The sequence below is a fragment of the Aquitalea magnusonii genome (assembly GCF_003202035.1).
Lineage (GTDB): Bacteria > Pseudomonadota > Gammaproteobacteria > Burkholderiales > Chromobacteriaceae > Aquitalea > Aquitalea magnusonii.
Map to the genome: position 1 here is coordinate 14390 of NZ_QJKC01000009.1, position 25425 is coordinate 39814.

The window sequence follows — 25425 nt, forward strand, 5'->3', positions numbered from 1 at the left end:
GATGTCGCCCTTTACTGTAAGCGTGCAAAGCGGGCGCTTTGATGCCGGAGCGGAAATCGACCGGCTGTCGCGCAATCCGGCCTGCGGCGCAGTGGTGAGTTTCAGCGGCCTGGTGCGCGATTATGGCGACCGGCAGGATGTGGCTGCACTGGAGCTGGAGCACTATCCGGGCATGACGGAAAAAGCCCTGCACGCCATCATCGGACAGGCGCGGGAGCGCTGGCAGCTGCAAGCCGCCACCATCATCCATCGCATCGGTTATCTCGCGCTGGGCGAGCCCATCGTGCTGGTGGTCACCGCCTGCAGCCATCGCAAGGATGCCTTTGCCGCGGCGGAATTCCTGATGGACTTTCTCAAGACCGCCGCCCCCTTCTGGAAGAAGGAAATCCTGCAGGATGGCAGCGCCCACTGGGTGGAAGCCAAACACAGCGATCAGGCTGCCAGCGGCCGCTGGCAATGAGCTACACCGCATTGATTCTGGCCGGCGGGCAGGCCCGCCGCATGGGCGGGGTGGACAAGGGGCTGGTGAAGCTGGCCGGCCGGCCGCTGATCGCGCATACCTTGCAAGCACTGGCGCAACAAAGCCAGCCGCCACAACACATCCTGATTTCTGCCAATCGCCATCTGGATGAATACGCGGCGTACGGGCATGCGGTATTGCCGGACAGCCTGCCTGATTACCCTGGCCCGCTGGCTGGCTTGCTGGCGGGCATGCAGGCGGCACCGGACGCCACCCTGCTGCTGCTGCCCTGCGATGCGCTTGTGCTGCCGGTAGATTTTGCTGCCCGCCTGCTGGCGGCCCTGCCGGGGCAACAGGTGGTCAGCGCCAGCGACCCGGCCCAATGGCATCCCAGCCTGCTGGCGCTGCAAGCCGGGCTGCAACCCTCGCTGCTGGACTACCTGCAACAAGGTAGCCGCTCCATCCGTGGCTGGCTGGCCGGGCTGCAACACGATACCGTGCCGTTCGCTCAGCCCTTTGCCAATCTCAATACCCTGGATGACGTCCGTCAGCTGGAACGGCAGTGGCCGGCTGGCTGACACTGTCCAGCAGCCAGTGCTTGAACAGCCGGGCATTGTCGCTCAGTGATTTGTGGCGGGGATGGGCGAGAAAGTCCACCTTGCCGCTGACAAAGGCAAACGGCCCCAGGCGCTTGAGCACCCCCTGCTGCAGCAGGTCATGCGCCATGAATTCCCAGCCCAGCCCTATGCCCATGCCTTGCAGCACCGCATTGAAGGCCAGCGTCACCTGATTGAACATCGGCACCCGTGCCGGCGGGGTATAGGCCAGACCGAAATGGCCGAACCAGTCATGCCAGTTGATGCAGTTCCAGGCCGAGGAGTCCAGCTGGATCAGCGGCAGGGCGGCCAGCTGCTCCACCTGGGTAACCGCCGGGTAGTCGAGCTGGGCGCTGTACACCGGGTAAACAATCTCGGGAAACAAGGGCTCGGCCGCCAGCGAACTCCAGCGCCCGTCACCATAGAAAATGGCAAAGTCGTACTCCGCCACGCTGGCCTCGTCCATGCTGTTGCTGGCGTGGATATTGACGGTAATGTCGGGATGCTGCTGGCTGAAGGCCACCAGGCGCGGGAACAGCCAGAACTGCGCCACGGCATGGGTGCAGTTCACGGTGAGCGTGTGGCGGTTATGCTCGGCCTGCAGCCGTGCCACGCTGTGCAACAGCGATTGCAGCATGGGAGACACCTCGCGCTGCAGCGCCAGCCCGGCCGGCGTGGGCTGGATGCCGCGCACCAGCCGCTCGAACAGCGGCAGCTTGAGCCAGTCCTCCAGCGTACGGATCTGCTTGCTGACTGCGCTCTGCGTCACGCACAGCTCGGTGGCCGCCTTGGTAAAGCTGCCATTGCGCAGTACCGCCTCGAAATGAATCAGGCTTTCCAGCGGTGGCAGGTTTTTCAGATAACGACTCATGCCAGCTCCTCCCCATTGTGACCACCGCATGGTGGCATTCCCGATCCGCATCCTGTCATTGCCATCGCATTAATCCAGATGCGGCAATTACTGGCAAGCCATTCCTGCAGGGAATGCGTCAATGCCGAGATATCCTTTGTCTGCCAGCGGGCTGCCGCTTAGTCTTGTGCTGGTGACGGGCAGACAGGAAACAAGCAGATGAAACAAGGTGTGGGATATGCCGCCATGGCCGGGGCCGTGTGGGGACTGGTGCTGATGGTGCCGCAGGTATTGCCGGAATTCAGCCCCTGGCTGCTGTGCGCGGTGCGCTTCAGCCTGTATGGCTTGATTTCCCTGCTGCTGGCGCTACCGCTGGCCAGCCGGCTGCGTGCGCGGCTGCAGCGCGAGGATGTGCTGATGCTGGCGCGGCTGTCGCTGGTGGGCAATCTGCTGTATTTCATCCTGCTGGCCGCCGCCATCCAGCTGGTGGGCATCGCCCCGGCTTCGCTGATTGTCGGCGTGCTGCCGGTCACCATCACCCTGCTGGGGCTGAAGGATGAAGGCGCCTTGTCGCTGCGCCAGTTACGCTGGCCGCTGGCGCTGGTGCTGGCCGGCATTGTCTGCATCAATATCGATACCTTTGGCGGCAGCCATGGCGGTGAGAGCAGCTGGGCGCGGCTGAGCGGGGTGCTGGCCGCACTGGGTGCGCTGGCCAGCTGGAGCTGGTTTGCCGCCAGCAACGCCCGCTATCTGCGCCGGCGGCCTTGCTTCGATAGCCATGAATGGTCCTGCCTGCTGGGCATGGTCACCGGGGTGATGGGGCTGCTGCTGTGGCTGGCTTGCCACTGGCTGGGCCTGCCCATGGTCAGCCATGCCACTACGGCCCAGCACTGGCAGCTGTTCTGGCTGGCCGCTGCCGGCTGCGCACTGGGTGGCTCCTGGCTGGCCAATGCCTTGTGGTATGCCGCCGCCCGCCGTCTGCCGCCCACGCTGTCCGGCCAGCTGATCGTGTTTGAAACCGTCTTTGCCTTGCTGTATGGCTTTGTCTGGCTGCAACGCTGGCCACGGCCGCTGGAGCTGGCTGCCATGCTGTTGTTGCTGGGCGGCGTGTGCTGGGCGGTAAGGCGGCATGCCACGCCAGCAGAAGAGCAAGCCATGCCGGCCTGGCAGGGGAGTTGATTCCGGCGAGTGCCGCACAGAGACAAACCCCCTCTCGCTTTCCGGAAGGAAAGCGAGGCTCCTTTCTTCAAATTGGCAGGGCAAGGGCGGGGGGATTGGGAATAGATGGGAAGGCTGCGAAAGCAATATCTTAGTCGAAAGGCCCGGCTTTGCCGGGCCCAGTGCAATCGCACCAAATCACTTTATTAGCAGCCTGAAAAACGCTGCCAAGGCAGCGTTTTTTACTGAGAGAAACAGCAGCTTACTTGCCGCCGGCCGTACCCAGCTTGGCGCGACGGGCCTTGACCGCATCGGCCAGGGTGGTGAGCAGCTTCTCGGTATCATCCCAACCGATGCAGGCATCGGTGATGCTCTGGCCATAATTCAGCTCACAGCCGGGCTTCAGATCCTGACGGCCTTCCACCAGGTGGCTTTCCACCATCACCCCGAAGATGTGCTGATCGCCGGCGGCCATCTGGGCGGCCACATCGTCGGCCACTTCCATCTGGCGACGATAGTCCTTGCGGCTGTTGGCATGGCTGAAATCCACCATCAGCTTTTGCGGCAGGCCCACGGCCGCCAGTTCGGCCGCAGCGGCGCGCACGTGCTCGGCGGAATAATTGGGTTCCTTGCCACCACGCAGGATGACATGGCAATCCGGATTGCCGCCGGTGGACACAATGGCGGAGTGACCGGTCTTGGTCACCGACAGGAAGTGGTGCGACACGCTGGCCGAGCGGATGGCATCCACGGCAATTTTCAGGTTGCCGTCGGTACCATTCTTGAAGCCCACCGGGCAGGACAGGCCGGAGGCCAGCTCGCGGTGTACCTGGCTTTCGGTGGTACGGGCACCGATGGCACCCCAGCTGATCAGGTCGGCAAAGTATTGCGGGGTGATCATGTCGAGGAATTCGGTGGCTGCCGGAATGCCCATGTCGTTGAGCGTCAGCAGCAGGCGGCGCGCCAGGCGCAGGCCGGTATTGATATCGTAGGATTCGTTCAGGTGCGGGTCATTGATCAGACCCTTCCAGCCCACCGTGGTACGCGGTTTTTCAAAGTAGACACGCATCACCACCACCAGCTCGCCCGCCAGGCTGTTGCGCAGGGTGGAGAGTTTGCGCGCGTATTCGATGGCCGCTTCCGGATCGTGGATGGAACAGGGGCCGATGACCACCAGCAGACGGTCATCCTCGCCGCGCAGCAGGGCCGCGATGTCCTTGCGCGTGGTGTAGATGACTTCGGAAGCGGTTTCGGTAATCGGCAGTTCGTACAGATGGGCGATGGGCGGCAGTAACTCTTTGATTTCGCTGATTCTTACGTCGTCGGTCTGGCGTTGCATGTTTGTCCCTAGCTGATATCGTTTTTACCTTGCATAGCAGCAAGATACCCGTACCAGCCAAGGCCGACAAGCCCTTATGTACTTGACAAGCTCCGGCAAAAAAACAAAAAGCGCCATCGCAAGGCGATGACGCTTTGTTGGGCAGAACGCCGCAGAGTATCAGTCTGCGTACTGACGCTTCATGCGTTCGCGGCGTTCCTGGGCTTCCACCGACAGGGTGGCGGTGGGACGGGCCATCAGGCGGCGCAGGCCGATGGGCTCACCGGTGTCTTCGCAGAAACCGTAGGAACCATCGTCAATCTGACGGATGGAGGCCTGGATCTTCTGCAGCAGCTTGCGCTCGCGGTCGCGGGTGCGCAGCTCCAGTGCATACTCTTCTTCCAGCGTGGCCCGGTCCGCAGGGTCCGGGGTTGCTTCCTGCTCTTGCAAATGGTTGGCAGTGGCATTGGCGTTGATCAACAACTCCTGCTGCATCTGCAACAACCGGTCTTTGAAGAACTCAAGATGGTCGGCGTTCATGTAATCATCGCCTTCCCAGTTGAGAATATCTTGTTCGGTCAGCTTGGCCATAATTTTGGTGCTTCCAGCATGAGAGTTGGCAGACAGGCGAAGAAGATTACCCACGGTATCGGATTTGTGCAACTGCCAACGACAATTCACCTTCTTCGTCATCACCTGCTGCTGACAATCGGTATAGCGCCATTCCAGGCCGGTAACAAGCCTGTCACATGAAAAAGGCGGCCTGGGGCCGCCTGGTGCTACTGCATGATGCTTATTTTTGCGACAGAACCCACTTGACCAGGGTCTTGATGTCGGCATCGCTGACCTGGGAGTTCGGCGGCATCGGAATCGGGCCCCAAACGCCGGAACCACCGGCCTTCACCTTGGCGATCAGCTTGGCTTCCGCACCCTTGTCGCCAGCGTATTTCTTGGCTACGTCCTTGTAGGCCGGGCCGACCACCTTGTGGTCAACTGCATGACAGGACAGGCAGTTGTTCTTTTGTGCCAGCGCCAGATTGGCCATGGCAGGCGCAGCAGCAGTACCCAGCAACAGGGCAGCAAGCAGCATTTTCTTCATCACGATTCTCCAGATCATTTAGGAAATGTCTCTACATCTTTTCAGATGTGACTGAGCATGACAAATAAACATATTTACTACATCGCCACCTTGAGTTGCATCAAGAAGCTGTTTTCCAGGTACTGCACCGGCAGCATCAGCACCACCTGGATGATCAGGAAGAGAATCAGCGGCGACAGATCGACCCCGCCTACAGTGGCGCGACGGAAGGGTTTGAGAAACGGCCGGGTAAGCGCATCCAGGATGGGAGTGAGCGGGTTATAAGGGTTCACCCAGCTGAGCACGGCCTGTACGATGACCGCGCCCATCAGCAAGGTCAGCGACTGCTTGAACACATCCAGCACGGCCAGCAAGGACAGCGCCAGCCAGGTTTCCGGTGCCGCCAGGGTGTACATGGGGTTGAATGCCAGGATGATCACGCTGGAAACCATGCTGACCAGCCAGGCCAGCAGCATGGTGGCACTGTCGTAACCGCGCAGCGATGGCACCAGCTTGCGCAGCGGCAGCACGGCAAAATTGGTGGCCGCCATGACAAACTGGCACAGGGGGTGCTTGAACGGCGCCCGTGCCACTTGCAGGTAAAAACGCAGCAGCAATACCAGCACGAACAGGTCGGCGATGGTCTTGATCAGAAATTGCACGGTTTCCAGAAACATGAAGCTTTAATCCTGACTGAGTTGTTGGCCCATTTCGATGGAGCGGTCACGGCAGTCCATGGCACCGGCGATGATGGCCGCCTTGACGCCTTCGGCCTCGAAGCGGCTGATGGCGCGCTCGGTGGTACCGCCCTTGGACATGACATTGGTGCGCAAGGTAGCCACCGGCAGCGGACTCTGGCGCGCCAGCTCCACCGCACCGTCAAAGGTGGCCAGCACCAGGCGGCGGGCTTCGTCGGCAGCAAAGCCGGCCTGTTCCGCCGCTTCGATCATGCTTTCGATAAAGTAGAAGACATAGGCCGGGCCACTACCGGAAACGCAGGTAATGTCGTCGATGCCTTCTTCCTTGTCCAGCCATACCGTGATGCCGGCAGCCTGCATGATGGTGTCGGCATGCTCGCGGTCGGCGGCGCTGGTACCAGGGGCGGCATACAGGCCGGAAACCCCCTTGCCCACCATGGCCGGGGTATTGGGCATCACGCGCACGATGCGCTCGCTACCCAGCCAGCGCGCCATGGCATCGCAACGGATGCCGGCAGCGATGGACAACACCATGCCGCCATTCAGGCGCGGGGCCAGTGCCTGGCACACTTCCTTGAGCTGCTGCGGCTTGACCGCCAGCAGCACGATATCGTCTGCCGACAGCTGTTCGGGCAGGCTGGCGGATGTGCTCACGCCAAAATCACGGGCCAGCTCGGCCAGCTTGGCGTCATTCGGGTCCACCACATGGATCTGGTGGCCGCCCTGCTGGTGAAGTCCGCCAATGATGGCCGTGGCCATATTGCCGCCGCCGATGAAGGTAATCTGCATTGCCTGTTTTTCCTCTTTGACTCTTGTAGGCGGGCCGGCCGAGCTGCAGGCCGCTTGTCCGCTGATGAATACCAGCTGATGAATGCCAATTTATGAATGATAGTGGCGCGCCCCGAAAATGGCAGTACCAACGCGCACCATGGTGCTGCCCGCGGCAATGGCTTGTGCCATGTCAGCGGACATCCCCATGGATACAGTATCCAATGCAAGACCGGCCGTGCGCAATTCCTGTTGCAATTGCTGCAGCAAGGCAAACTGGCCAGCCAGCTTTTGCGCATCTTCGGTAGGCTCGGGAATGCACATCAGCCCGCGCAGTTGCAGCCGTGGCAGCGCCGCCACCGCCAGTGCCAGCTCTTTAGCCTCCTGCGGGGCACAGCCGCTCTTGCTGGCTTCACCGGATACATTCACCTGCACGCATACCTGCAGCGGCGGCAGGCTGTCCGGGCGTTGCTCGGACAGGCGCTGGGCAATCTTCAGCCGTTCGATGGAATGCACCCAGTGCGCGGTTTCCGCCACGATGCGGGTCTTGTTGGATTGCAGCGGCCCGATGAAGTGCCACTCTATATCCAGCGCGGCCAGCTCGCTCGCCTTGGCCTGCAGCTCTTGCACATAATTTTCACCAAAAGCCCGCTGTCCGGCGGCATAAGCCTGCTGCACGGCACTGGCGGGGAAGGTCTTGCTCACGGCCAGCAGGCGGACGCTGCCGGCCTCACGCCCGGCGGCGGCTTCGGCGGCGTGGATCTGCTGACGGACGTGTTCGATGGCGTGTGCGACGGAATCGCTCATGGTGTTCCTTGTGGCGATGGCGGGCTGTCTCTACAAAGAAAACAGCGGGACCTGATGCTTAGATTGCTGTCCACATATCCTTTTGCAACAGCTTGCGCTTACAATCGCAAAAAACCTTAGCGTCATGCCCACCGCCGGGTAATCGTGGAGAAATTATAAATGGAAATTTCCGAGCTCTTGGCCTTTACCGTCAAGAACAAGGCATCGGACCTGCACCTGTCCGCCGGTCTGCCACCCATGATCCGGGTCCATGGCGACGTGCGGCGCATCAATCTGCCGCCGCTGGATCATCATGATGTGCACGATATGGTGTACGACATCATGAACGACTACCAGCGCAAGATTTTCGAGGACGAGTTCGAGTGTGACTTCTCCTTCGAGCTGCCGGGCATTGCCCGTTTCCGGGTGAATGCCTTTGTACAGAACCGCGGCATGGGTGCGGTGTTCCGGGTGATTCCGTCCAAGGTGCTGACGCTGGAACAGCTGGGTGCGCCGAAAATCTTCCAGGACATCGCCAGCTATCCGCGCGGCCTGGTGCTGGTGACCGGCCCGACCGGCTCGGGCAAGTCCACCACGCTGGCGGCGATGGTGGATTTCGTCAACGAGAACAATTATTCGCACATCCTGACGGTGGAAGACCCGATCGAATTCGTGCATGACAGCAAGAAGTCGCTGATCAACCAGCGGGAAGTCGGCTTGCAGACCCACAGTTTTTCCAATGCCTTGCGCTCGGCGCTGCGTGAGGACCCGGATGTGATCCTGGTGGGCGAATTGCGTGATCTGGAAACCATCCGGCTGGCACTGACCGCGGCGGAAACCGGCCACCTGGTGTTTGGCACGCTGCATACCAGTTCGGCCGCCAAGACCATTGACCGTATCGTTGACGTGTTTCCGGCCGGTGAAAAGGAGATGGTGCGCTCCATGCTGTCGGAATCGGTGCGGGCGGTGATTTCGCAAACCCTGCTGAAAACCAAGGACGGCAATGGCCGGGTGGCGGCCCATGAAATCATGATCGGCACGGCAGCCATCCGTAACCTGATCCGCGAAAACAAGATCGCCCAGATCAATTCGATGATCCAGACCGGCCAGCAACACGGCATGCAGACGCTGGACCAGTGCCTGCAGGAGCTGGTGCGGCGCAATATCGTGACCCCGAACGAGGCGCGCCAGAAGGCGGCATCCAAGGATGCGTTCTAAACTTCAGCAGGCAAGCTAGCCAGCCCGGATGGCCATCATGGAAAAAGACCAGGCATCAAAATTCATTCACGATCTGCTCAAGCATGCGGTGGGCAAGAATGCCTCCGATATCTTCATTTCCGCCGAATTTCCCCCGGCCATGAAGATAGACGGCAAGATCACCCCGGTGGCCCCGCAGCCGCTGTCGGCGCAGCACACCAAGGAACTGGTGCGCTCGGTGATGAACGACCGCCAGACCGAAGAGTTCGAATCGAAAAAAGAGGCCAACTTCGCCATCAACCCGCCGGGACTGGGCCGTTTCCGGGTCAGCGCCTTTATCCAGCAGGGCTGTGCCGGCATGGTGATGCGCAAGATCAATACCGAGATTCCCACTTTCGACAAGCTGAACCTGCCGGATGTATTGCAGGATATTGCGCTGATCAAGCGCGGCCTGGTGATTTTCGTCGGCGGTACCGGCTCGGGCAAATCCACCTCGCTGGCGGCACTGGTTGACTGGCGCAACAGCCACAACCAGGATCACATCATCACCATCGAAGACCCCATCGAATACGTGCATCAGCACAAGAAGTGCATCGTCACCCAGCGCGAGGTGGGCGTGGATACCGAAGACTGGGAAATCGCGCTGAAAAACACCCTGCGCCAGGCGCCGGACGTGATTCTGATGGGGGAAATCCGCGACCGCGAAACCATGGGCTACGCGCTGCAATTTGCCGAAACCGGCCACCTGTGCCTGGCCACGCTGCACGCCAACAATGCCAACCAGGCGCTGGACCGCATTCTGAACTTCTTCCCGGAAGAGCGTCACCAGCAGGTGCTGATGGATTTGTCGCTGAACATGCGCGCCATCATTTCGCAGCGCTTGCTGCCGATCAAGACCGGCCGCGGCCGGGTGGCGGCGGTGGAAATCCTACTGAACACGCCGTTGATTTCCGACATGGTGTTCAAGGGTGAAATTGCCGGGCTGAAGGAAGTCATGGGCCGTTCACGCGAGTCGGGCATGCAAACCTTCGACCAGTCGCTGTTCGACCTGTTCGAAGCGGGCTATATCAGTTACGAGGATGCGCTGCGCAATGCCGACTCGATCAACGACCTGCGTCTGAAAATCAAGTTGTACAGTGAAAGCTCCAAGGGCCGCGATCCACTGGAAGGCATCGATCACCTGGATATCGTCTGAGATATGCCGTACAAACCGTGCCCGTCAGCACCTGCAGGGTGACGGACGCGCCGGCTGGAAAATAACTGATGTACCTTGACGAAAACACCACCGTCCTCATCATCGAGGACTCCCTCACCGTCCGCCAGGGGCTGCGCACCATGCTGTCCATGGCCGGCATCACCCGTTCCGATGCCGTCAGCAGCGCGGCAGAAGGGCGCGCACGCCTGAAGGGACGCCGCTTTGATGTGGTGCTGTGCGACTACAACCTGGGTGACGGCATGGATGGCCAGGAGCTGCTGGAGGCCCTGCGCAAGACCGGCACCCTGCCGCTGTCCACCATCTGGATCATGATTACCGGCGAGCGCAAATACGAGCGGGTGGTGGCGGCGGCGGAAATGGCCCCGGATGACTACATCCTCAAGCCCTTCAACTCCAATCTGCTGCTGACGCGCATGAACAGCGCGCACCGGCGCAAAACCTTTCTGGCGCCGGCGCACGAGCTGCTGGAAAAGGGCAATCGCAGTGCCGCCATCAACACGCTGCAACAGCTGGCGGCAGCAGCCCCCGGTCCGATGAATCGCATCGATGCCAACCGCCTGTGCGCCGAACTGCTGGTCAGCGAAGGGCGACAGGGTGAAGCGCTGCATATCTACCAGGCGCTGCTGGAAAGCAAGGTGATTCCCTGGGCCAAGATGGGGGTGGCGCGCATTCAGGCCGACCAGGGCATGCAGGGCGAGTCCTGTGAGCTGCTGCGCGAAATCATCCAGGATGCACCGCTGTATACCGATGCCTACGACCTGCTGGCTCAGAACCTGATCGACGAGGGCCAGTACGCCCAGGCGGTGGATGTGCTGGAGAAAGCAGTCAATATCTCGCCGCGCAATTTCCACCGGCTGAAAAGCTGTGGCACGGCGGCCCTGCGCTCCGGCGATCCGGAAAAAGGGGCGCAATACCTGCAACGCGCAGTGGAAATCGGCCGCAACAATAATTTCTTTGGCCCGGAAGTGCTGGTCGACCTGTTGCAGGCCTATTCCGAAACCGGCAATACCCAGTATATCGACCGCTTGCAGGCCGATATCAACGCCAGCCTGGCCGAGCGCCCGGAAGCGCAATTCACCCTGCTGACCTGCAAGGCGCTGACCGCACTGGCGCAGCAAAGAGCCGAAGAAGGGCTGGCGCAGCTGAAGCTGGCCGCCAACGACCTGCTCAAGTCCTTTGTCAATTTCGAATCGGCCCAGCGTTTTCTGGGCGCGGTGGTGCGGCTGCCGGAAACACTGCTCGAACCAGAGCTGCTGACAAGCTGGGCCCGCACCATCACCATGCGCTTTGCCTATAGCCGGCACGAGCTGGCCACGCTGCTGGAAATCGCTCGCAAGCATGCCCAGTGCAGCGAGCTGATCGAACACGCTTATGCCGAACTGCAGGAACAAAGCAACCGTGCGGTGGAACTGACCACGGAAGGCCGGGCCGTCGAAGCCGGGCGCATGCTGCATGAAATGGCCATGCGCCTGTACAACGAGCGTACCGGCATGAATGCCTGCGCCATTCTGTTACGGGTGCGCGAACAAATGCGCAAGAAAAACCAGCCAACCGGCGAATACGACCAGATGCTGCGCGAGATGCTGGACTGGCTGCCCAGAGACAATGAACGGGTGCAGGGCCTGCTCAGCCGGCTGCACGAACAGGACGGGGCAGAAGCCCGCTCGGGCTGAGCGCGCCGGCCTTCTTTACTGCCACATGCCGTTGACCCAGTCCAGCGCCTGGGTTTCCACCCGCAGCAACACTTCCGGGTCATAGCCGGCCGGATGCGGCACGGCATCGTCCTCCAGGCTCAGCGTCACGCGCAGCAATTCGCCCAGCACATGGCGGCCTTCCAGCACCGCCTCTTTCAGGCTGTCCTCGATGGGCAGGCTGGCAATCACCTCGGCCATGGGCTGCTGTACCAGCACATCCACCAGCGACAGCATGCCGATCATGAAGGCACTGTCCCGGACATCAGGCCGCTGCGGATAGCAGGCTTCCGCCAGCAGTTCCATGATGCGGCCGCGGGTGGCCGCCAGCTCCAGCAGCGGGTTGCGCTGCGGCTGGACATCCGTGGCATGGCTGGCAAACAGCAGCAGCATCGACCAACGCTTGATCTTGGCCCGCCCCAGCAACATGATGGCCTCGCTGACCGAAGCCACCGGCCGGCGCGTGGCGACCGAGGCAGTCGAGCTGAGTTTCATCAGCATCAGCACCACGTCCGGTGCCATTTTCAGCGCCTGCGCCAGTTCTTCATTGTCGGCATCACTCATCAGCAAGCCCAGCAGGCTGAGCATGGCATGCTGGCTGGCATTGGCCTGGCGGGTGGACAGCACGGTGGGACGGGCAAAGAAATAGCCCTGGAACCACTGGATGCCCAGCTCGCGACACAGTTCGAACTGTTCCACCGTGTCGACCTTCTCCGCCAGCAATATGCCGGGGAAGCTGGCCAGATCAGCCACCAGCTGCCGCAATTGCAGCAGGCTGAGCGCCACCAGATCGATCTTGACGATGTCCACCAGCGGCAATAGCGCACGGCGGTCGGCATCCAGCTCCACCACATCGTCCATGGCCAGGCGGAAGCCCTTTTGCCGCAGCTCGGCCAGCCGTGCCAACAAGGGTGGGGTCACCTGCACCGTTTCCAGTATTTCCAGCACCACCTTGTCGCACGGCAACACATCCAGCAGATCATCCATCAGCAAGGTTTCGCTGACATTGATGAAACCCAGGCGGTCACCCAGCACCTCGCCCACACCCAGATCGACAAAGGCATGGCGGATCACCGCCGTGGTGGCCATCACATCGTCGTCGACCCTGGCGACATTGGCCTGGCTGGAGCGGAACAACAGTTCGTAAGCCACCAGCTGCTGGTTGGCATCGACGATGGGCTGTCGCCCGAGATAACGGGTTGAATACATGGACTGGTCTGGCTGGAAAGGGTTGGCGCTATCGTCAGTGTAGGCGCGGTGCAGAGAGGTTAGCAGGGTTTTTTCTCTGATGATAATACAACAACGTTTACATCATTTGTAAGTATTATCAATTAATAACAATAACAATGTCATTATTGCCGCGCTTTTGTCAGAGCGGCTAACAAAATAGCGTAGCGGCCCTGGGACAAGGCGCGCCGGCGCAGACAGTACTCAGCGTAAGGCAAGACGGCGCAACGCAGCAGCAGGGCTTTTGTCAGCCGCTCACAGCAAGCTGGCGGAAATAGCCGGCACCACCACGATCAGGCAGGCCAGCGGCCCGGCATAAAAAAACCCGGCGTTGCCGGGTTTGTGCGTGGTCAGACTGCTCAGTGTTGCAGAATCTTCGACAGGAACTGCCGTGCCCGCTCGGAGCGGGCATTGATGTCGCCAAAAAAGGCATCCTTGTCGCAGTCTTCCACGATGGCACCCTTGTCCATGAAGATGACCCGGTGTGCCACACGCCGGGCAAAGCCCATTTCGTGGGTGACGCACATCATGGTCATGCCTTCCTGGGCCAGCTCGGTCATCACGTCCAGCACTTCGTTGATCATTTCCGGGTCCAGCGCGCTGGTCGGTTCGTCAAACAGCATGGCAATCGGGTCCATCGCCAGCGCACGGGCAATAGCCACGCGCTGCTGCTGACCACCGGACAGCTGGCCGGGGAATTTGTGGGCATGGGCTTTCAGGCCAACCCGATCCAGCAGCTTCAGGCCCTTGTCGCGTGCTTCTTCCTGACTGCGGCCCAGTACCTTGACCTGGGCAATGGCTAGGTTTTCGGTGATGGACAGATGCGGGAACAGCTCGAAATGCTGGAACACCATGCCGACCCGGCTGCGCAGCTTGGGCAGATCGGTTTTCGGGTCGCCCACCGAGATGCCGTCGACAATGATCTCGCCCTTCTGGAAGGGTTCCAGCGCATTGACGCACTTGATCAGGGTGGACTTGCCGGAACCGGACGGCCCGCATACCACCACCACTTCGCCTTTTTTCACGCCAGTGGTGCAGTCGGTCAGCACCTGGAAATCGCCATACCACTTGCTTACATTGTTGATGCTAATCATCGCGCTCATACCGCCAACCTTTTTTGCAGACGCTTCACGCATTGCGACGCGCCAAAACTGATCACGAAGTATACCGCACCGGCAAACAGCAGGAATTCATGCGGCAAACCCACGACATCGCCCTTGGAACGGGCCGTATTGAGGAAGTCCATCAGACCGACCGCATACACCAGCGAGGTGTCCTGGAACAGGATGATACTTTGCTGCAACAACAGCGGCATCATTTTGCGAAAGGCCTGCGGCAGGATCACCAGCCGCATGGCCTGGCTGTAGGTCATGCCCAGGGCGTAAGCGGCATTGATCTGCCCACGCGAAATGGACTGGATGCCGGCGCGGACGATCTCGGAGAAATACGCCGCCTCGAACATCACGAAGGCCACCAGGCAGGAGGTGAAGGCGCCCACCGGGGTCAAATCGCCGGTGATCCAGCTCAGCACCATGGGCACCACCAGATAGAACCAGGAGATGACCAGCAGCAGCGGTATCGAGCGGAAATAATTGACATACCACTTGGCCAGCCGCGACAGCAGCGCGTTGTCCGACAGCCGCGCCAGGGCCAGCAGGGTACCCAGTACCACGCCGCCGCCCACGGCCATCACCAGCAGTTTGAGCGTCAGCGCCATGCCGTCGGCCAGGCCGGGCAGGGCGGGGATGATCTGACTGAAATCGAGGGCCATTATTTGCTACCTCCCATCATGCCGGGAATACGCACCCGCTTTTCCACCCAGGACATGAAACCCATCAGGCTCATGTTGAGCACAAAGTAGATCAGCGTGGCCAGGGTGAAGGCTTCGAAAATATTGGCGGAAAACTCGGCAACTTGCTTGGTTTGCGCCAGCAGCTCCATCAGGCCGATCAGGGACGCGACCGAGGAGTTCTTGAAAATGTTCAGGAACTCGCTGGTCAGTGGCGGAATGATGATGCGGAAAGCCTGTGGCAGCAGTACGAAGCGGTAGGTCTGCGCCGTGGAAAAGCCCATGGCCAGTGCCGCATTGTTCTGTCCGCGCGGCAGCGCCTGGATGCCGGTACGCACCTGCTCGCACACCCGGGCTGCGGTAAACAGCCCCAGGCACACCACCACCGACAGATAAGCCGAAGTTGCCGGGCTGATGCCCTGCTTGAACCACATTTCCAGCGGCGTGGGCAGCAAGTCCGGTACCAGGAAGTACCAGATGAACAGCTGCACCAGCAGCGGTACGTTGCGGAACAGTTCGACATAGGCGGTGGCAATGGCGGGCAACAGCTTGCCCGGCAAGGTGCGCATCACGCCCAGCACCGAGCCGAGTGCGAGGGCGATGATCCAGCCGGCCAGCGCCACGGCGATGGTCCAGCCCAGACCGGACACAAACCAGTTCAGGTAGATTTCGCTGCCGACACCGGTGGACTTGAAGAAGATGCCCCAGTCCCAGTGGTAATTCATGTTTTTCTCCAGATGCAAGCAGACGCAGGGGTCTGCTGCCGACAGCAGCATGCCTCCCGCCAACGGGAAGACATGAAGGCCGGATGAAGTCCCTGCCTGCAATGAGCTTGAGCAGGCAGCCAGGGCAGACGCAACGCCGCCTCCCGTGCTGCCGTTATAGCTGGTAGCACGAGGGGAAAACAGGCAGCAATTGAGCCGGCATCGGCCGGCTCAGCATCTGCACTACAGGAAGGAATCGCTTATTCGGCGGCCTTGTCGGTCGGCTTGGCGATCAGTTCCTTCACCACATCGGACATCGGGAAATTCAGGTTCAGGCCCTTGGGCGGAACCGGGCTGGTGAACCACTTGGCGTAGATCTTGTTCACTTCGCCAGACTTGTAGGTGGCCTTGATGGCATCGTCCACCACCTTCTTGAAGGCAGCGTCGTCCTTGCGCAGCATGCAGCCGTAGATTTCGAAGGACTGCGGCTTGCCGGTCACCACCCAGTTGGCAGGGTTCTTGGCCTTGGCCATTTCACCGTACAGCAGGGCGTCGTCCATCATGAAGGCAACAGCACGGCCGGATTCCAGCATCAGGAAGGATTCGCCATGATCCTTGGCGGAGATGATGTTCATGCCCATTTGCTTGTCGGCATTCATGGACTTGAGCAGGCGCTCGGAGGTGGTGCCGGCGGTGGTCACCACGTTCTTGCCCTTGAGGTCGGCAAAGTCTTTCACGCCGGAAGTCTTGGCGGTCAGCAGACGGGTGCCGATTTCAAAGATGCCCACCGAGAAGGCCACTTGTTTCTGGCGCTCGGCATTATTGGTGGTGGAGCCACATTCCAGATCGACAGTACCGTTCTGTACCAGCGGAATACGGGTCTGCGAGGTCACCAGATTGTACTTGACCTGCAGATTGGGCATCTTCAGCTCTTTCTTCACGCCTTCGACAACCTTGTTGGCCAGGTCTACCGAGTAGCCAATGGGCTTCTGGTTATTGTCGTAGTAGGAGAAAGGAATGGAGGCATCGCGGTTGCCCAGTACGATGACGCCGGAATCCTTGATCTTTTTCAGGGTGCCGGTCAGTTCGGCGGCCATGGCCGGGGTGCTGGCCAGAGCGGCCAGGGTTGCTGCAGAGATAAGACGGGTGCAAAGCTTCATATAAGTTTCTCCTGGGGTCCTTGATCGATCACTGCCCTTGGCCCGAAGACCGCGGACACTGCTGTTATAGGCTGGATACTCCAGCAACAGGATGGGCTTTGACCCTGGAGCAATGCGGCAAACCCCCGTTTGCCTGCCCCCAGCCAAATACCGGCATCCTGCTTACAGTCACCGCCTCTTTATGCGGGCGGCTCTCCCTGTATGACTGCACACCCCGACCAGGCCGGGGTGAAAGGTTTGCGATTCTGCGGCCAGTGGCGACAGTATGCAAGTGGCACTGCAACAAGTGCGGCCATATGGACCGCACTTGTCAATTGCTTGCGACAGTTCAGGCGGACAGGTGGTTCGCCATGCGCACGAAGTCTTCCACCGCCAGGTTTTCCGGACGCAGGCCGGGGTCTATGCCCAGCGCCTCGAAATCGGCCAGTTCCAGCACGCCTTTCAGATTGTTGCGCAGGGTCTTGCGGCGCTGCGAGAAAGCCTTGGTCACCAGCTCTTCCAGGGCTTTTTCGTCCTTGGCCACGCCGCAGCGGCCCGGCGCCGGAATCATGCGCACCACGGCCGAATCCACCTTCGGTGGCGGCCAGAAGGCATCCGGCGGCACATTCAGCACCAGCTCCATTTCAAAGCGGTACTGCAACATCACCGTGAGGCGGCCGAAATCGGTGGTGGACGGCTCGGCCAGCATGCGGTCCACCACTTCCTTTTGCAACATGAAGTGCATGTCGGTCACGCGCTGGCCAAAGCTGGCCAGGTGGAACAGCAGCGGGGTGGAGATGTTATAGGGCAGGTTGCCGACAATCTTGAACGCACCCTCGCTAATGGAGCCGAAGTCGAACTTGAGGGCATCGCCTTCATGGATGGTCAGGCGTTCCGGCGGAAATTCCTTTTTCAGCCGGGCGATGATGTCGCGGTCGATTTCCGCCACATGCAGATGCGGCAGGCGCTCCAGCAGCGGTTTGGTGATGGCGCCCAGACCGGGACCGATTTCGATGACCACATCGTCCGGCTGCGGATTGACCGCATGCACGATGTTTTCAATCACGCTGGCATCTTGCAGAAAATTCTGGCCAAAGCGTTTGCGGGGAATATGTTGGCTCATGGAAGCTCGAAATAAGAATTGCCTGAATTGTAAACCCTCAGCGGCGGCCCATGCCAACCCGCTGTCGCATTATTCAGGCATGCAGCGCGGCCAGCACGCCCCAGGCCAGTACCAGATAGCGTGCCGCCTTGCCCACGGTCAGCCACAACAGGCTGGGCAGCCAGGGCAGGCGCAGCCAGCCGGCGGCCAGCGGCAGGGCATCACCGATCAGCGGCACCCAGCTGAGCAAGAGCACGGCCGGGCCATAGCGTTCAAACCAGCGCTGGATGCGGGGTGACACTTCCTTTTTCGGCGCCACCCGTCCCAGCCACAGGCTGGTGGCGCTGCCGGCGCTATTGGCCACGGTGGCCAGCAGCAGGGCCGGCCACAGCCAGTCCGGCCACTTGTACAGAAAGGCCGCCAGCACCACTTCGGAATTGCCGGGCAGGATGGTGGATGAAGTAAAGGCCGACAGCACCAGCCCGCCCAGCGCCAGCCACACGGCCTGCATCAGATGTCCAGCTCCAGGTCCGGCTCGCCGCAAGCCTGGGCGATGGCGGTTTTCAGCGTGCTGAAAAATTCCGCACCGTCACGGGCGGCCAACCACTGGCCATCCTTGAAGGCAAAGTGGTAGCCGCCGCTCTTGGCGGCGATCCACAGCTCCTGATTGGCGGCATGGCGGTTGACCACGATCTTGCCGCCGTCGTCGAATTCGATTTCCAGCACATTGCCATTGCTGACAAAGTCGGCATCCAGACCGGCATCGTCGATGGCATCTTCGATACGGCTGAAAATGTGGTCGGTCATATCCAGAAATTCGCTCTCGTTCATGTCGTCTCTTCCTTGAATAGCGTGTGCTAGACTGCCGATTTTGCCACACCGGACTGCTTTTTATGCTGCGAACCATGCTGACCTGCCTTGCCCTGAGCCTTGTCGTGACTGCCTGTGGCTATAAAGGCAACCTGTATCTTCCCAAGCCGGACCAGACCCGCAGCCATGCCTCGGCACCGGCGGCCGAGGCCAGACCGGCCCCCTGAGCGGCTCCCTTTACCGGTTTTTACCACCCCTGACAGCGCAGCGCCGACCCGTGCCAAGCTTACACTGGCGTGCCGTCGGTCTTGGCTGCCTTATCCTGCAGGATGCTATCGTTAGCTGATCTGGTGATTTGTCGCCGCCCCGTCGCCATCTAGAATGTTCTGCTGCAAGGACGAAAGCCGCCATGACCCGTTTTGCCCGCCATCTCGAACACCACACCATCGTCAATCCCTTTCCCGGCATCGTGAAGCTGGAAACGGCGCTGGGCCACCGCATCAAGACCCGCATCGGCTCCAACGAGAGCCTGCCTGATCCGGTGTCGCCACTGGCCGGCGAACTGGGCAAGGCACTGGCGGAAATGGCCAGGCTGTATCCCGATCCCTATGCCCATGCGCTGCGTGAACGGGCGGCCCGGCTCAATGGCGTAAGTCCGACCGAGGTGCTGTTCGACACCGGGGCCGACAGCCTGATCCTGCTGGCGCTGCGGCTGACCTGTAATCCGGGCGATGCCGTGGTCACCACCGCCGGCAGCTATCCCAGCTTCCGCTACTTTGCCGAAGGCGTGGGGGCCCGCGTGCTGGAAGTGCCCTATTGCCAGCGCGGCCAGCACATGCGGCCTGATCTGGCACGGCTGGCCGAAGTGGCCCGTGCCGAACATGCCTCGGTGCTGTATCTGGCCAATCCGGACAATCCCACCGGCCATTACTGGCAGGCCGAAGACATCCTCACCCTGCGCGCCGCGCTGCCGCCGCACACCCTGTTGCTGCTGGACGAGGCCTATGTCGATTTCTGTACCGAGGGCGCCGATGCGCCGCCGGCGGGCATCCTGCCGCACACCTTGCGCCTGCGCACCCTGTCCAAAGCCTATGCCCTGGCCGGGCTGCGCGTGGGCTATGCCATCGCCAGCGCCGACATCATCGCCAAGGCCGACCAGATCCGGCCGCAATACGCCCTGTCCAGCATTGCCCAGGCGGCAGCACAAATCGTGCTGGATGACCCGGACTACTCGCGCAAGCTGGTGGCCCAGACCATCACCCTGCGCCATCACCTGAGCCATGCGCTGTACGACCAGGGCCTGACACCGCTGCCCTCGCACACCAATTTCGTCTGCGTGGCCTACCCGGATGCGCTGCAGGCCGAGGCCATCCAGCGCCATCTCTTGCAATGCGGCATCGCCATTCACCGTCCGCAACACCCGGCGGTACGCCACATGCTGCGCATCACCGCCCACCCGCAGGCCACCAGCGCGCGCGTGCTGGCGGCGCTGGCCGGCCAGCTGGACTGAGCGCCGGGCCAGACCGCTTCCGGGCAACGCCATCAGCCACCGTGCCTGCCAGCCGGTGGCTTTTTTGCGCCCCGCCAGCGGCTACTGACAACAGGCTGTCAGCAGGGGGCGTGCATGCTGTGAACACGGCATCCCGCCGTCCCCCTTTTGGAGCCACACCATGTCGCTGATTCACTGGTTTGAAATCCCCGCCGCCAATTTTGACCGTGCCGTTGCCTTTTACCAGCAGGTCTTGCAGTTGCAACTGAAGCAGGAAGACTGCATGGCTGATCGCATTGCCGTGTTTCCCGACAGCTCCGGCTGCATCATGGCCAGCCCGCGCCTGCCGGCCGGCGGCCAGGGTTGCCGCATTTATCTGGATGGCGGGCCGGATCTGGCCGCCACGCTGCAGCGGGTGGAGCGGGCCGGCGGCAAGGTATTGCTGCCCATCACCACGCTGGCAGACGGCAATGGCGATATCGCGCTGATGGAAGACAGCGAGGGCAATTGCATCGGCCTGCATGTGGAACCCTGAAGCAGGCAAGTCCGCTAGCGGATATCATGTCCTTTCCCGCCAGGCTGGCAGTCGTCCGCTGCCGCTTGCCAGCCGGCATACCAGGAGCAGATCCATGCCGTTTTCCACAGAGGAACGCCAGCAATTGCTGGCGCTCAAGGGCGTTGGGCCAACCGTCATCGCCAGGCTGGAGCAGCTGGGCTTTGACCGCCTGAGCCAACTGGCCGACCAGGAAGCCGCCGCCATCACCTGGCAAGTGGCACAAGCCCTTGGCTCCAGTTGCTGGCATAACAGCCCGCAGGCGCGGCAGGCCATCACCAGCGTCATCGCACTGGCACGGGAACAAGCACCCCGCTGCACATCAGGAAAGGAAGCAGGATGAAGTTTGCCTACACCATTGTTTACGTGGCGGATGTCGCCGGCTCGCTGGCCTTTTTTGAAGAGGCATTCGGCTTTGCCCGGCGCTTGCTCACCCCGGAAGGCGACTATGGCGAGCTGGACACCGGCGACACCACGCTGTCCTTTGCCAGCAAGTCACTGGCCCTCAGCAATCACCCCGCGGGCTTTCGCTTTGCCGATGATGGCGCACTGCCACTAGGCGTAGAGATTGCCCTGGCCACCGAGGATGTCGCCGCCGCACATCAGGCGGCACTGGCTGCCGGCGCCCACGAGCTGGCTGCACCGCAGCTCAAACCCTGGGGGCAGACCGTGTCTTTCCTGCGCTGCCCGGACGGCATGCTGCTGGAGCTGTGCAGCCCGCTGCCGCACTAAAACCGGACCCACACCATGCGCCGTGCCGACCGTCTGCTGCAAATCCTGCACCTGCTGCGTGGCCGCCGGCGCACCACGGCAGCACAGCTGGCCGCCTGGCTGGAAGTGTCGGTACGCACCGTCTACCGCGACATGGCCGACCTGCTCGCCAGCGGCGCGCCGCTCAATGGCGAAGCCGGCACGGGCTACTGGCTGGAAGCAGGCTTCAGTCCGCCGCCACTGAGCTTTTCTGCCGAAGAGCTGGCGGCGCTGGAAGTGGGCGCACGCATGTTGGCCGGCTGGACTGATGCCGCCACGGCCACGGCAGCCGCCAGCGCACTGGCCAAGATTCACGCGGTGCTGGGCTCGGCCGGACTGACGCCGGCACCACTGTTTGTGCCGCAGCACCACGACTATCCCTGCGAGCGGCTGGCGGCCTTGCGCACGGCCATACTGGCCGGCCAGGCATTGGACATCGATTATCAGGATGAAGCAGGCCATGCCAGCCAGCGCTGCGTCTTGCCACTGGGCCTGTTTTTCTGGGGGGATCGCTGGACGCTGGCGGCCTGGTGTCAGCTGCGCCAGGATTATCGTCATTTTCGCGTCGACCGCCTGCAGCACTGGCAGCCGGTCACCGCCAGCTGGCCGCCACACATTTCGCTGGATGGTTTTTTGCAGGCCGCACAGGCCGGCGCGGCCAATCGCCAGCAACTGGCGCAAACCACCCATCAGTCCTGGCACCGTGTCTAGTGGCCTGCGCATGACAATTACCATCACAACAGCATAATGGCTGGCTATAGTAAGAACTCGGGAGAAGTGTTGCCGGGGAAATAGGCATGAATCTAGAAGATGCCCTGCTGCTCCATTTCGAATTAAAGCTGGAACTGCGCACGGCCATGCTGGAGGGCAGGCAGCTGGATGCCGCGCAGATTGGCGACTGTTGTGGCTGCGAGCTGGGTCGCTGGTTGCAGGATGAAGGCAGGATCAGCTGCGCGCGCTATCCGGCCTATCAGCAACTGCTGGAAAACCACCGCGAATTCCATCTGGAAGCGGCGCGGGTGGCCGAGCTGATCAACCAGGGCCAGTTCGATGCCGCCCGCGAGGCACTGGCGGTGGGGCCATCGCGCTACAGCCAGCTGTCCTCTGCCGTGGGCAGCGGCATTGCCGAGCTGCGCAAGCGGCTGTTCCAGCAATTCAGCGGCTAGCCACCTTGCAACAAGGTCAGTAGCGCCGCGCCATCCAGTCTGGCTGCCAGATCCCCCCCTGCCAGCAAGCTGTCGGCCAGCGCGCGTTTTTCCGCATGCAGGGCGACGATTTTCTCTTCGATAGTGTTTTCCGCCACCAGCCGGTACACCGTCACCGGCCGCTGCTGGCCCATGCGGTAGGCACGGTCGCTGGCCTGGTCTTCCACCGCCGGGTTCCACCACGGGTCCAGATGAATCACATAGTCCGCTGCGGTGAGGTTCAGCCCGGTGCCACCGGCTTTCAGGCTGATCAGGAAGACCTCGCCCACACCAGCCTGGAAGGCATCCATGCGTGCCTTGCGCTGCTTGCCCGGTGTGGCACCGTCCAGATACTGGTAGGCAATGCCTTGTTCATCCAGCCATGCGCGCGCCAGCGCCAGATGGTCGACAAACTGGCTGAACACCAGCGCCTTGTGGCCGTTGTCCAACAGCTCGGTCATCAGCTGACGAAAGAAGGCAAACTTGCTGGCGGGCAGGGCGGTATCCGGCTGTAACAAGGCCGGGTGGCAGCAGAAGCGGCGCAAGCGGGTCAGCTCGGCCAGCACCTGCATGGTCTTCTTGTCCTGGCTGTCCACCTCGGCCAGCTTTTGCAGCGCCTGCTGGCGCATGGCCTCGTACACATGCAGCTCCTGCTCGGACAGGGCAATACGGCGGGTGATGTCGGTGCGCGGTGGCAGCTCGGTCAGCACCTCGGCCTTGGTGCGGCGTAACAGATAAGGCTGGATCAGCGCCTTGAGCGTGGCGCGGGCTTCTTCGTCGCCCTCGGCGATGGGCTGGGCAAAGCGCTGCTGGAAGCGCTCCTCATTACCCAGCAAACCGGGCGTGATAAAGCGGAACAGGCTCCACAACTCGCCCAGATGGTTTTCCACCGGCGTGCCACTGGCCGCCAGGCGAAAATCCGCCCGCAGGCTTTGTGCCGCCTGCGCGCGCTTGGTACCCGCATTCTTGATGGCCTGCGCCTCGTCCAGCACCACGCTGGCCCAGTGCACCTCGGCAAAATCGTCCGCCTGCAATTGCAGCAGGCCGTAACTGGCAATCACCAGGTCCTGCGGCCCGACTGTGGATAAGTCGCGCTGCTGTTGATAAGGGCGCAAGCGCAGGCTGGGGGCAAAGCGGGCGGCTTCGGCCAGCCAGTTGAGCGCCACCGAGGTAGGCGCCACCACCAGTTGCGGGCCCAGATGCGCGCGGGCCAGCAATAGCGCCAGCGTTTGCACCGTCTTGCCCAGCCCCATATCGTCGGCCAGACAGGCCCCGGCACCGATATGCGCCAGCCGCGACAGCCAGGCAAAGCCTTGCAGCTGATAGGGCCGCAAGCTGGCTTGCAGGGTGGCAGGGACCTCAGGTTGAAAGGTAGCCAGGCTGTCCCAGCCTTGTTGCAGCTGCTGCCAGCCGGCGTCGCCGTCAAACTGGCCGATGTCCTCACCCAGCCCGGCCAGCAGCGGGGCGGCCAGCAGGCTGAGACGCAAGCCATCAGCCACCGCGTGATCGGCCAGCCGGGCCAATTGCTGCAACCTGGCTTGCAGACTGTCGGAGAGTACCAGCCAGTCCTGCTCGGACAGGCGCAGATACTGCCCGGGCTGATTGGCCAAGGCTTCCAGCAACTGACGCAGTTGCAGTACCCGGTCCTCATCCACCTGCACTTCACCCGTCACTTCCAGCCAGCCGTTCTTGCGTCTGGTTTTCAACCGCAGCTGCGGCAGCCCAGCCTGCGCCTGGATACGCATGCGCTGTCCCTGCGGCCAGACGCACTCCAGCCTCTGCGGGGCGATGGCCTGTAATTGCTGCAACTGCTGTACGACTTGCAGGGCCTGTTGCTGGTCGGCCAGCAGCCATTGCAGCACGCCATCTGGGTCGGGCCGGGCGCTCGCCAGCGCCGGGCAATCTTCCAGCAAGGCGGCCAGCGCCTGTTTTTCCTCGCTCAACTGGCGCTGAAAGCGGATGGCCTGGCCCTGAGACAAGGCTACTTGCTGCCATGGCCCGCGCCCCGGCGGATACCAGGCGGCCTGTTCCGCCACCCGGCAGCGCAGTTGCAGGCGTAAGCCTTCCGGCAATGGCGTGAGGACAGCAAACAAACGCGGGTCGGCCGGCATGGCGGGCAGGTCGGCGCCATCGTCCGCATCCACCAGCTCCACCGGCAGCCACGGCACCATGTCGCCGATGGCCTCCAGCAGCTTTTTGCGTGCGGCCACAGGCACGCTCAGGCGATGGCCCAGCAGCGCGGCCAGCTGGCGGATTTCCGGCCCCGGCCAGTACAGCAGCAGGCTGTTCGGGCCGCTGCGCTGCCACAGGCAATGCTGACAGGCGGCAATGCCGGGCGGGCTCAGTTGCAGCACCATCTGCTGTTGCTGGCGTTGTAGTAACAGGCTGATCTGGCCTGCTTCCAGCGTGACCGGCTGTTCCGGCTGTTCTTCCCAGAACAAGGCCGGATGACCCAACAGCAAGGGCAGGGCGGCTTCGCCCTCCAGCTCGGCCAGACTGCTGCCATCGCTCAACTGATGGGTGCGCTCAAGCTGGCTGATCACCAGCCGGTCCTGCGCGCTCAGCCAGTCCCACTGCGCGGCCTGATCGAGCAAGCGCCCCAAGGGCAGCACGCGGCCACGGCTCCAGCCAGCGTCCTCCCGTTGCTGGATGCAGGGGGTGAGGCGGATACCGGCTTCATTGGCCAGAATGCGCCAGGCCAGGCGCTGCGAGGTGGTGGTAGGCATCGGCAGGAACAGGAAAATTCAGCGGACTATTGTGCCTTAAGCCCGCTGTTGATGGCAGATCTGCCGGGCGGCAACAGCAAACAAAAACCGCCCACCAAGGTGGACGGTTGATCTGCCAGGCGGCTACAAAACAGCA

General features: G+C 61.8%; 29 protein-coding genes. 13 read left to right on the forward strand and 16 right to left on the reverse strand.

Features of this window, described 5'->3' with window-relative positions; translation table 11 throughout:
* Position 1 precedes the first annotated feature (1 nt).
* Positions 2-460: a molybdenum cofactor biosynthesis protein MoaE gene (locus tag DFR38_RS10790; protein WP_059285125.1), complete on the forward strand. Its 459-nt coding sequence runs from the start codon at positions 2-4 to the stop codon at positions 458-460.
* Complete coding sequence (mobA, locus tag DFR38_RS10795) at positions 457-1038, forward strand: molybdenum cofactor guanylyltransferase MobA (protein WP_059285124.1); 582 nt, start codon at positions 457-459, stop codon at positions 1036-1038. The genes DFR38_RS10790 and mobA overlap by 4 nt, the downstream gene beginning before the upstream one ends.
* Here the strand turns inward: mobA and DFR38_RS10800 are convergent.
* On the reverse strand, positions 986-1927 hold the full coding sequence (locus DFR38_RS10800) for a LysR substrate-binding domain-containing protein (RefSeq protein WP_059285123.1): 942 nt from the start codon (positions 1925-1927) through the stop codon (positions 986-988). The two genes, mobA and DFR38_RS10800, sit on opposite strands and share 53 nt — an antisense overlap.
* A gap of 198 nt (positions 1928-2125) precedes the next feature.
* Here DFR38_RS10800 and DFR38_RS10805 point away from each other — a divergent pair, with 198 nt between their 5' ends.
* A complete protein-coding gene (locus DFR38_RS10805) occupies positions 2126-3085 on the forward strand; it encodes a DMT family transporter (protein WP_059285122.1) in 960 nt (319 codons plus the stop codon).
* Positions 3086-3326: 241 nt separating this feature from the next.
* Here DFR38_RS10805 and aroG read toward each other — a convergent pair whose 3' ends face one another.
* The 6 genes from aroG to DFR38_RS10835 form a co-directional block, all read right to left on the reverse strand.
* The gene (gene aroG / locus DFR38_RS10810; protein WP_059285121.1) at positions 3327-4403 is read right to left on the reverse strand and encodes a 3-deoxy-7-phosphoheptulonate synthase AroG; all 1077 of its coding nucleotides are present in this window, start codon (positions 4401-4403) and stop codon (positions 3327-3329) included.
* Between the two features lie 159 nt (positions 4404-4562).
* Positions 4563-4973, reverse strand: a complete 411-nt coding sequence (gene dksA / locus DFR38_RS10815; protein ID WP_045845893.1) for an RNA polymerase-binding protein DksA — start codon at positions 4971-4973, stop codon at positions 4563-4565.
* 202 nt (positions 4974-5175) lie between these two features.
* Positions 5176-5481 carry a c-type cytochrome gene (locus tag DFR38_RS10820; protein WP_059285120.1) on the reverse strand — a complete coding sequence of 102 codons (306 nt, stop codon included), beginning with the start codon at positions 5479-5481 and terminating at the stop codon, positions 5176-5178.
* Positions 5482-5558: 77 nt separating this feature from the next.
* Positions 5559-6137, reverse strand: a complete 579-nt coding sequence (locus DFR38_RS10825; protein ID WP_059285119.1) for a YggT family protein — start codon at positions 6135-6137, stop codon at positions 5559-5561.
* A 6-nt stretch (positions 6138-6143) separates the two neighbouring features.
* Positions 6144-6947 carry a pyrroline-5-carboxylate reductase gene (proC, locus tag DFR38_RS10830; RefSeq protein ID WP_059285118.1) on the reverse strand — a complete coding sequence of 268 codons (804 nt, stop codon included), beginning with the start codon at positions 6945-6947 and terminating at the stop codon, positions 6144-6146.
* Positions 6948-7037: 90 nt separating this feature from the next.
* Positions 7038-7733: a YggS family pyridoxal phosphate-dependent enzyme gene (locus tag DFR38_RS10835; RefSeq protein ID WP_059285117.1), complete on the reverse strand. Its 696-nt coding sequence runs from the start codon at positions 7731-7733 to the stop codon at positions 7038-7040.
* Between the two features lie 159 nt (positions 7734-7892).
* On the opposite strand from DFR38_RS10835, the gene DFR38_RS10840 reads away from it, so the two are divergent.
* The 3 genes from DFR38_RS10840 (at position 7893) to DFR38_RS10850 (ending at position 11798) form a co-directional block, all read left to right on the forward strand.
* Positions 7893-8930 carry a type IV pilus twitching motility protein PilT gene (locus DFR38_RS10840; RefSeq protein WP_059285116.1) on the forward strand — a complete coding sequence of 346 codons (1038 nt, stop codon included), beginning with the start codon at positions 7893-7895 and terminating at the stop codon, positions 8928-8930.
* A 37-nt stretch (positions 8931-8967) separates the two neighbouring features.
* Entirely contained in the window at positions 8968-10104 is a 1137-nt protein-coding gene (locus DFR38_RS10845; protein ID WP_059285136.1) for a PilT/PilU family type 4a pilus ATPase, read from the forward strand.
* A gap of 68 nt (positions 10105-10172) precedes the next feature.
* The gene (locus tag DFR38_RS10850; RefSeq protein WP_059285115.1) at positions 10173-11798 is read left to right on the forward strand and encodes a response regulator; all 1626 of its coding nucleotides are present in this window, start codon (positions 10173-10175) and stop codon (positions 11796-11798) included.
* A 15-nt stretch (positions 11799-11813) separates the two neighbouring features.
* Here the strand turns inward: DFR38_RS10850 and DFR38_RS10855 are convergent, their stop codons facing one another.
* From DFR38_RS10855 to cyaY, 8 genes are all read right to left on the reverse strand, one after another.
* The gene (locus DFR38_RS10855) at positions 11814-13025 is read right to left on the reverse strand and encodes an EAL and HDOD domain-containing protein (protein ID WP_059285114.1); all 1212 of its coding nucleotides are present in this window, start codon (positions 13023-13025) and stop codon (positions 11814-11816) included.
* Positions 13026-13402: 377 nt separating this feature from the next.
* A complete protein-coding gene (locus DFR38_RS10860; RefSeq protein ID WP_110313389.1) occupies positions 13403-14137 on the reverse strand; it encodes an amino acid ABC transporter ATP-binding protein in 735 nt (244 codons plus the stop codon).
* Positions 14138-14142: 5 nt separating this feature from the next.
* A complete protein-coding gene (locus DFR38_RS10865; protein WP_059285113.1) occupies positions 14143-14814 on the reverse strand; it encodes an ABC transporter permease subunit in 672 nt (223 codons plus the stop codon).
* Complete coding sequence (locus tag DFR38_RS10870; protein WP_059285135.1) at positions 14814-15557, reverse strand: amino acid ABC transporter permease; 744 nt, start codon at positions 15555-15557, stop codon at positions 14814-14816. The genes DFR38_RS10865 and DFR38_RS10870 overlap by 1 nt, the downstream gene beginning before the upstream one ends.
* Before the next feature lie 239 nt (positions 15558-15796).
* The gene (locus tag DFR38_RS10875) at positions 15797-16696 is read right to left on the reverse strand and encodes a glutamate/aspartate ABC transporter substrate-binding protein (RefSeq protein ID WP_059285112.1); all 900 of its coding nucleotides are present in this window, start codon (positions 16694-16696) and stop codon (positions 15797-15799) included.
* A 328-nt stretch (positions 16697-17024) separates the two neighbouring features.
* Entirely contained in the window at positions 17025-17798 is a 774-nt protein-coding gene (gene rsmA, locus DFR38_RS10880) for a 16S rRNA (adenine(1518)-N(6)/adenine(1519)-N(6))-dimethyltransferase RsmA (RefSeq protein WP_059285111.1), read from the reverse strand.
* Between the two features lie 73 nt (positions 17799-17871).
* The gene (locus tag DFR38_RS10885) at positions 17872-18288 is read right to left on the reverse strand and encodes a YqaA family protein (RefSeq protein ID WP_059285110.1); all 417 of its coding nucleotides are present in this window, start codon (positions 18286-18288) and stop codon (positions 17872-17874) included.
* A complete protein-coding gene (gene cyaY, locus DFR38_RS10890; protein ID WP_110313390.1) occupies positions 18288-18608 on the reverse strand; it encodes an iron donor protein CyaY in 321 nt (106 codons plus the stop codon). The genes DFR38_RS10885 and cyaY overlap by 1 nt, the downstream gene beginning before the upstream one ends.
* Positions 18609-18670: 62 nt before the next feature.
* On the opposite strand from cyaY, the gene lptM reads away from it, so the two are divergent.
* From lptM to DFR38_RS10920, 7 genes are all read left to right on the forward strand, one after another.
* Positions 18671-18814 (forward strand): LPS translocon maturation chaperone LptM, encoded by a 144-nt coding sequence (gene lptM, locus DFR38_RS21365; protein WP_170124158.1) that lies wholly within the window; start codon positions 18671-18673, stop codon positions 18812-18814.
* Between the two features lie 182 nt (positions 18815-18996).
* Positions 18997-20097, forward strand: coding sequence for a pyridoxal phosphate-dependent aminotransferase (locus DFR38_RS10895; protein WP_059285109.1), 1101 nt, complete (start codon positions 18997-18999; stop codon positions 20095-20097).
* Positions 20098-20257: 160 nt separating this feature from the next.
* On the forward strand, positions 20258-20611 hold the full coding sequence (locus DFR38_RS10900) for a VOC family protein (protein ID WP_110313391.1): 354 nt from the start codon (positions 20258-20260) through the stop codon (positions 20609-20611).
* A gap of 94 nt (positions 20612-20705) precedes the next feature.
* The gene (locus tag DFR38_RS10905) at positions 20706-20972 is read left to right on the forward strand and encodes a hypothetical protein (RefSeq protein ID WP_059285107.1); all 267 of its coding nucleotides are present in this window, start codon (positions 20706-20708) and stop codon (positions 20970-20972) included.
* Positions 20969-21361 carry a VOC family protein gene (locus tag DFR38_RS10910; RefSeq protein WP_059285106.1) on the forward strand — a complete coding sequence of 131 codons (393 nt, stop codon included), beginning with the start codon at positions 20969-20971 and terminating at the stop codon, positions 21359-21361. The genes DFR38_RS10905 and DFR38_RS10910 overlap by 4 nt, the downstream gene beginning before the upstream one ends.
* Before the next feature lie 15 nt (positions 21362-21376).
* Positions 21377-22090, forward strand: a complete 714-nt coding sequence (locus tag DFR38_RS10915) for a helix-turn-helix transcriptional regulator (RefSeq protein ID WP_082693313.1) — start codon at positions 21377-21379, stop codon at positions 22088-22090.
* An 86-nt stretch (positions 22091-22176) separates the two neighbouring features.
* Entirely contained in the window at positions 22177-22545 is a 369-nt protein-coding gene (locus DFR38_RS10920) for a CZB domain-containing protein (RefSeq protein WP_059285105.1), read from the forward strand.
* On the opposite strand, the gene DFR38_RS10925 is transcribed toward DFR38_RS10920, so the two are convergent.
* Positions 22542-25289, reverse strand: coding sequence for a DEAD/DEAH box helicase (locus tag DFR38_RS10925; RefSeq protein WP_059285104.1), 2748 nt, complete (start codon positions 25287-25289; stop codon positions 22542-22544). The genes DFR38_RS10920 and DFR38_RS10925 overlap by 4 nt on opposite strands.
* Positions 25290-25425: the final 136 nt, after the last annotated feature.

Excerpts from the sequence above, each read along its gene's own strand:
- DFR38_RS10790 (WP_059285125.1), top strand. The coding sequence starts at position 2 with ATGTCGCCCTTTACTGTAAGCGTGCAAAGCGGGCGCTTTGATGCCGGA.
- mobA (WP_059285124.1), top strand. The coding sequence starts at position 457 with ATGAGCTACACCGCATTGATTCTGGCCGGCGGGCAGGCCCGCCGCATG.
- DFR38_RS10800 (WP_059285123.1), bottom strand. The coding sequence starts at position 1,927 with ATGAGTCGTTATCTGAAAAACCTGCCACCGCTGGAAAGCCTGATTCAT.
- DFR38_RS10805 (WP_059285122.1), top strand. The coding sequence starts at position 2,126 with ATGAAACAAGGTGTGGGATATGCCGCCATGGCCGGGGCCGTGTGGGGA.
- aroG (WP_059285121.1), bottom strand. The coding sequence starts at position 4,403 with ATGCAACGCCAGACCGACGACGTAAGAATCAGCGAAATCAAAGAGTTA.
- dksA (WP_045845893.1), bottom strand. The coding sequence starts at position 4,973 with ATGGCCAAGCTGACCGAACAAGATATTCTCAACTGGGAAGGCGATGAT.
- DFR38_RS10820 (WP_059285120.1), bottom strand. The coding sequence starts at position 5,481 with ATGAAGAAAATGCTGCTTGCTGCCCTGTTGCTGGGTACTGCTGCTGCG.
- DFR38_RS10825 (WP_059285119.1), bottom strand. The coding sequence starts at position 6,137 with ATGTTTCTGGAAACCGTGCAATTTCTGATCAAGACCATCGCCGACCTG.
- proC (WP_059285118.1), bottom strand. The coding sequence starts at position 6,947 with ATGCAGATTACCTTCATCGGCGGCGGCAATATGGCCACGGCCATCATT.
- DFR38_RS10835 (WP_059285117.1), bottom strand. The coding sequence starts at position 7,733 with ATGAGCGATTCCGTCGCACACGCCATCGAACACGTCCGTCAGCAGATC.
- DFR38_RS10840 (WP_059285116.1), top strand. The coding sequence starts at position 7,893 with ATGGAAATTTCCGAGCTCTTGGCCTTTACCGTCAAGAACAAGGCATCG.
- DFR38_RS10845 (WP_059285136.1), top strand. The coding sequence starts at position 8,968 with ATGGAAAAAGACCAGGCATCAAAATTCATTCACGATCTGCTCAAGCAT.
- DFR38_RS10850 (WP_059285115.1), top strand. The coding sequence starts at position 10,173 with ATGTACCTTGACGAAAACACCACCGTCCTCATCATCGAGGACTCCCTC.
- DFR38_RS10855 (WP_059285114.1), bottom strand. The coding sequence starts at position 13,025 with ATGTATTCAACCCGTTATCTCGGGCGACAGCCCATCGTCGATGCCAAC.
- DFR38_RS10860 (WP_110313389.1), bottom strand. The coding sequence starts at position 14,137 with ATGATTAGCATCAACAATGTAAGCAAGTGGTATGGCGATTTCCAGGTG.
- DFR38_RS10865 (WP_059285113.1), bottom strand. The coding sequence starts at position 14,814 with ATGGCCCTCGATTTCAGTCAGATCATCCCCGCCCTGCCCGGCCTGGCC.
- DFR38_RS10870 (WP_059285135.1), bottom strand. The coding sequence starts at position 15,557 with ATGAATTACCACTGGGACTGGGGCATCTTCTTCAAGTCCACCGGTGTC.
- DFR38_RS10875 (WP_059285112.1), bottom strand. The coding sequence starts at position 16,696 with ATGAAGCTTTGCACCCGTCTTATCTCTGCAGCAACCCTGGCCGCTCTG.
- rsmA (WP_059285111.1), bottom strand. The coding sequence starts at position 17,798 with ATGAGCCAACATATTCCCCGCAAACGCTTTGGCCAGAATTTTCTGCAA.
- DFR38_RS10885 (WP_059285110.1), bottom strand. The coding sequence starts at position 18,288 with ATGCAGGCCGTGTGGCTGGCGCTGGGCGGGCTGGTGCTGTCGGCCTTT.
- cyaY (WP_110313390.1), bottom strand. The coding sequence starts at position 18,608 with ATGAACGAGAGCGAATTTCTGGATATGACCGACCACATTTTCAGCCGT.
- lptM (WP_170124158.1), top strand. The coding sequence starts at position 18,671 with ATGCTGCGAACCATGCTGACCTGCCTTGCCCTGAGCCTTGTCGTGACT.
- DFR38_RS10895 (WP_059285109.1), top strand. The coding sequence starts at position 18,997 with ATGACCCGTTTTGCCCGCCATCTCGAACACCACACCATCGTCAATCCC.
- DFR38_RS10900 (WP_110313391.1), top strand. The coding sequence starts at position 20,258 with ATGTCGCTGATTCACTGGTTTGAAATCCCCGCCGCCAATTTTGACCGT.
- DFR38_RS10905 (WP_059285107.1), top strand. The coding sequence starts at position 20,706 with ATGCCGTTTTCCACAGAGGAACGCCAGCAATTGCTGGCGCTCAAGGGC.
- DFR38_RS10910 (WP_059285106.1), top strand. The coding sequence starts at position 20,969 with ATGAAGTTTGCCTACACCATTGTTTACGTGGCGGATGTCGCCGGCTCG.
- DFR38_RS10915 (WP_082693313.1), top strand. The coding sequence starts at position 21,377 with ATGCGCCGTGCCGACCGTCTGCTGCAAATCCTGCACCTGCTGCGTGGC.
- DFR38_RS10920 (WP_059285105.1), top strand. The coding sequence starts at position 22,177 with ATGAATCTAGAAGATGCCCTGCTGCTCCATTTCGAATTAAAGCTGGAA.
- DFR38_RS10925 (WP_059285104.1), bottom strand. The coding sequence starts at position 25,289 with ATGCCTACCACCACCTCGCAGCGCCTGGCCTGGCGCATTCTGGCCAAT.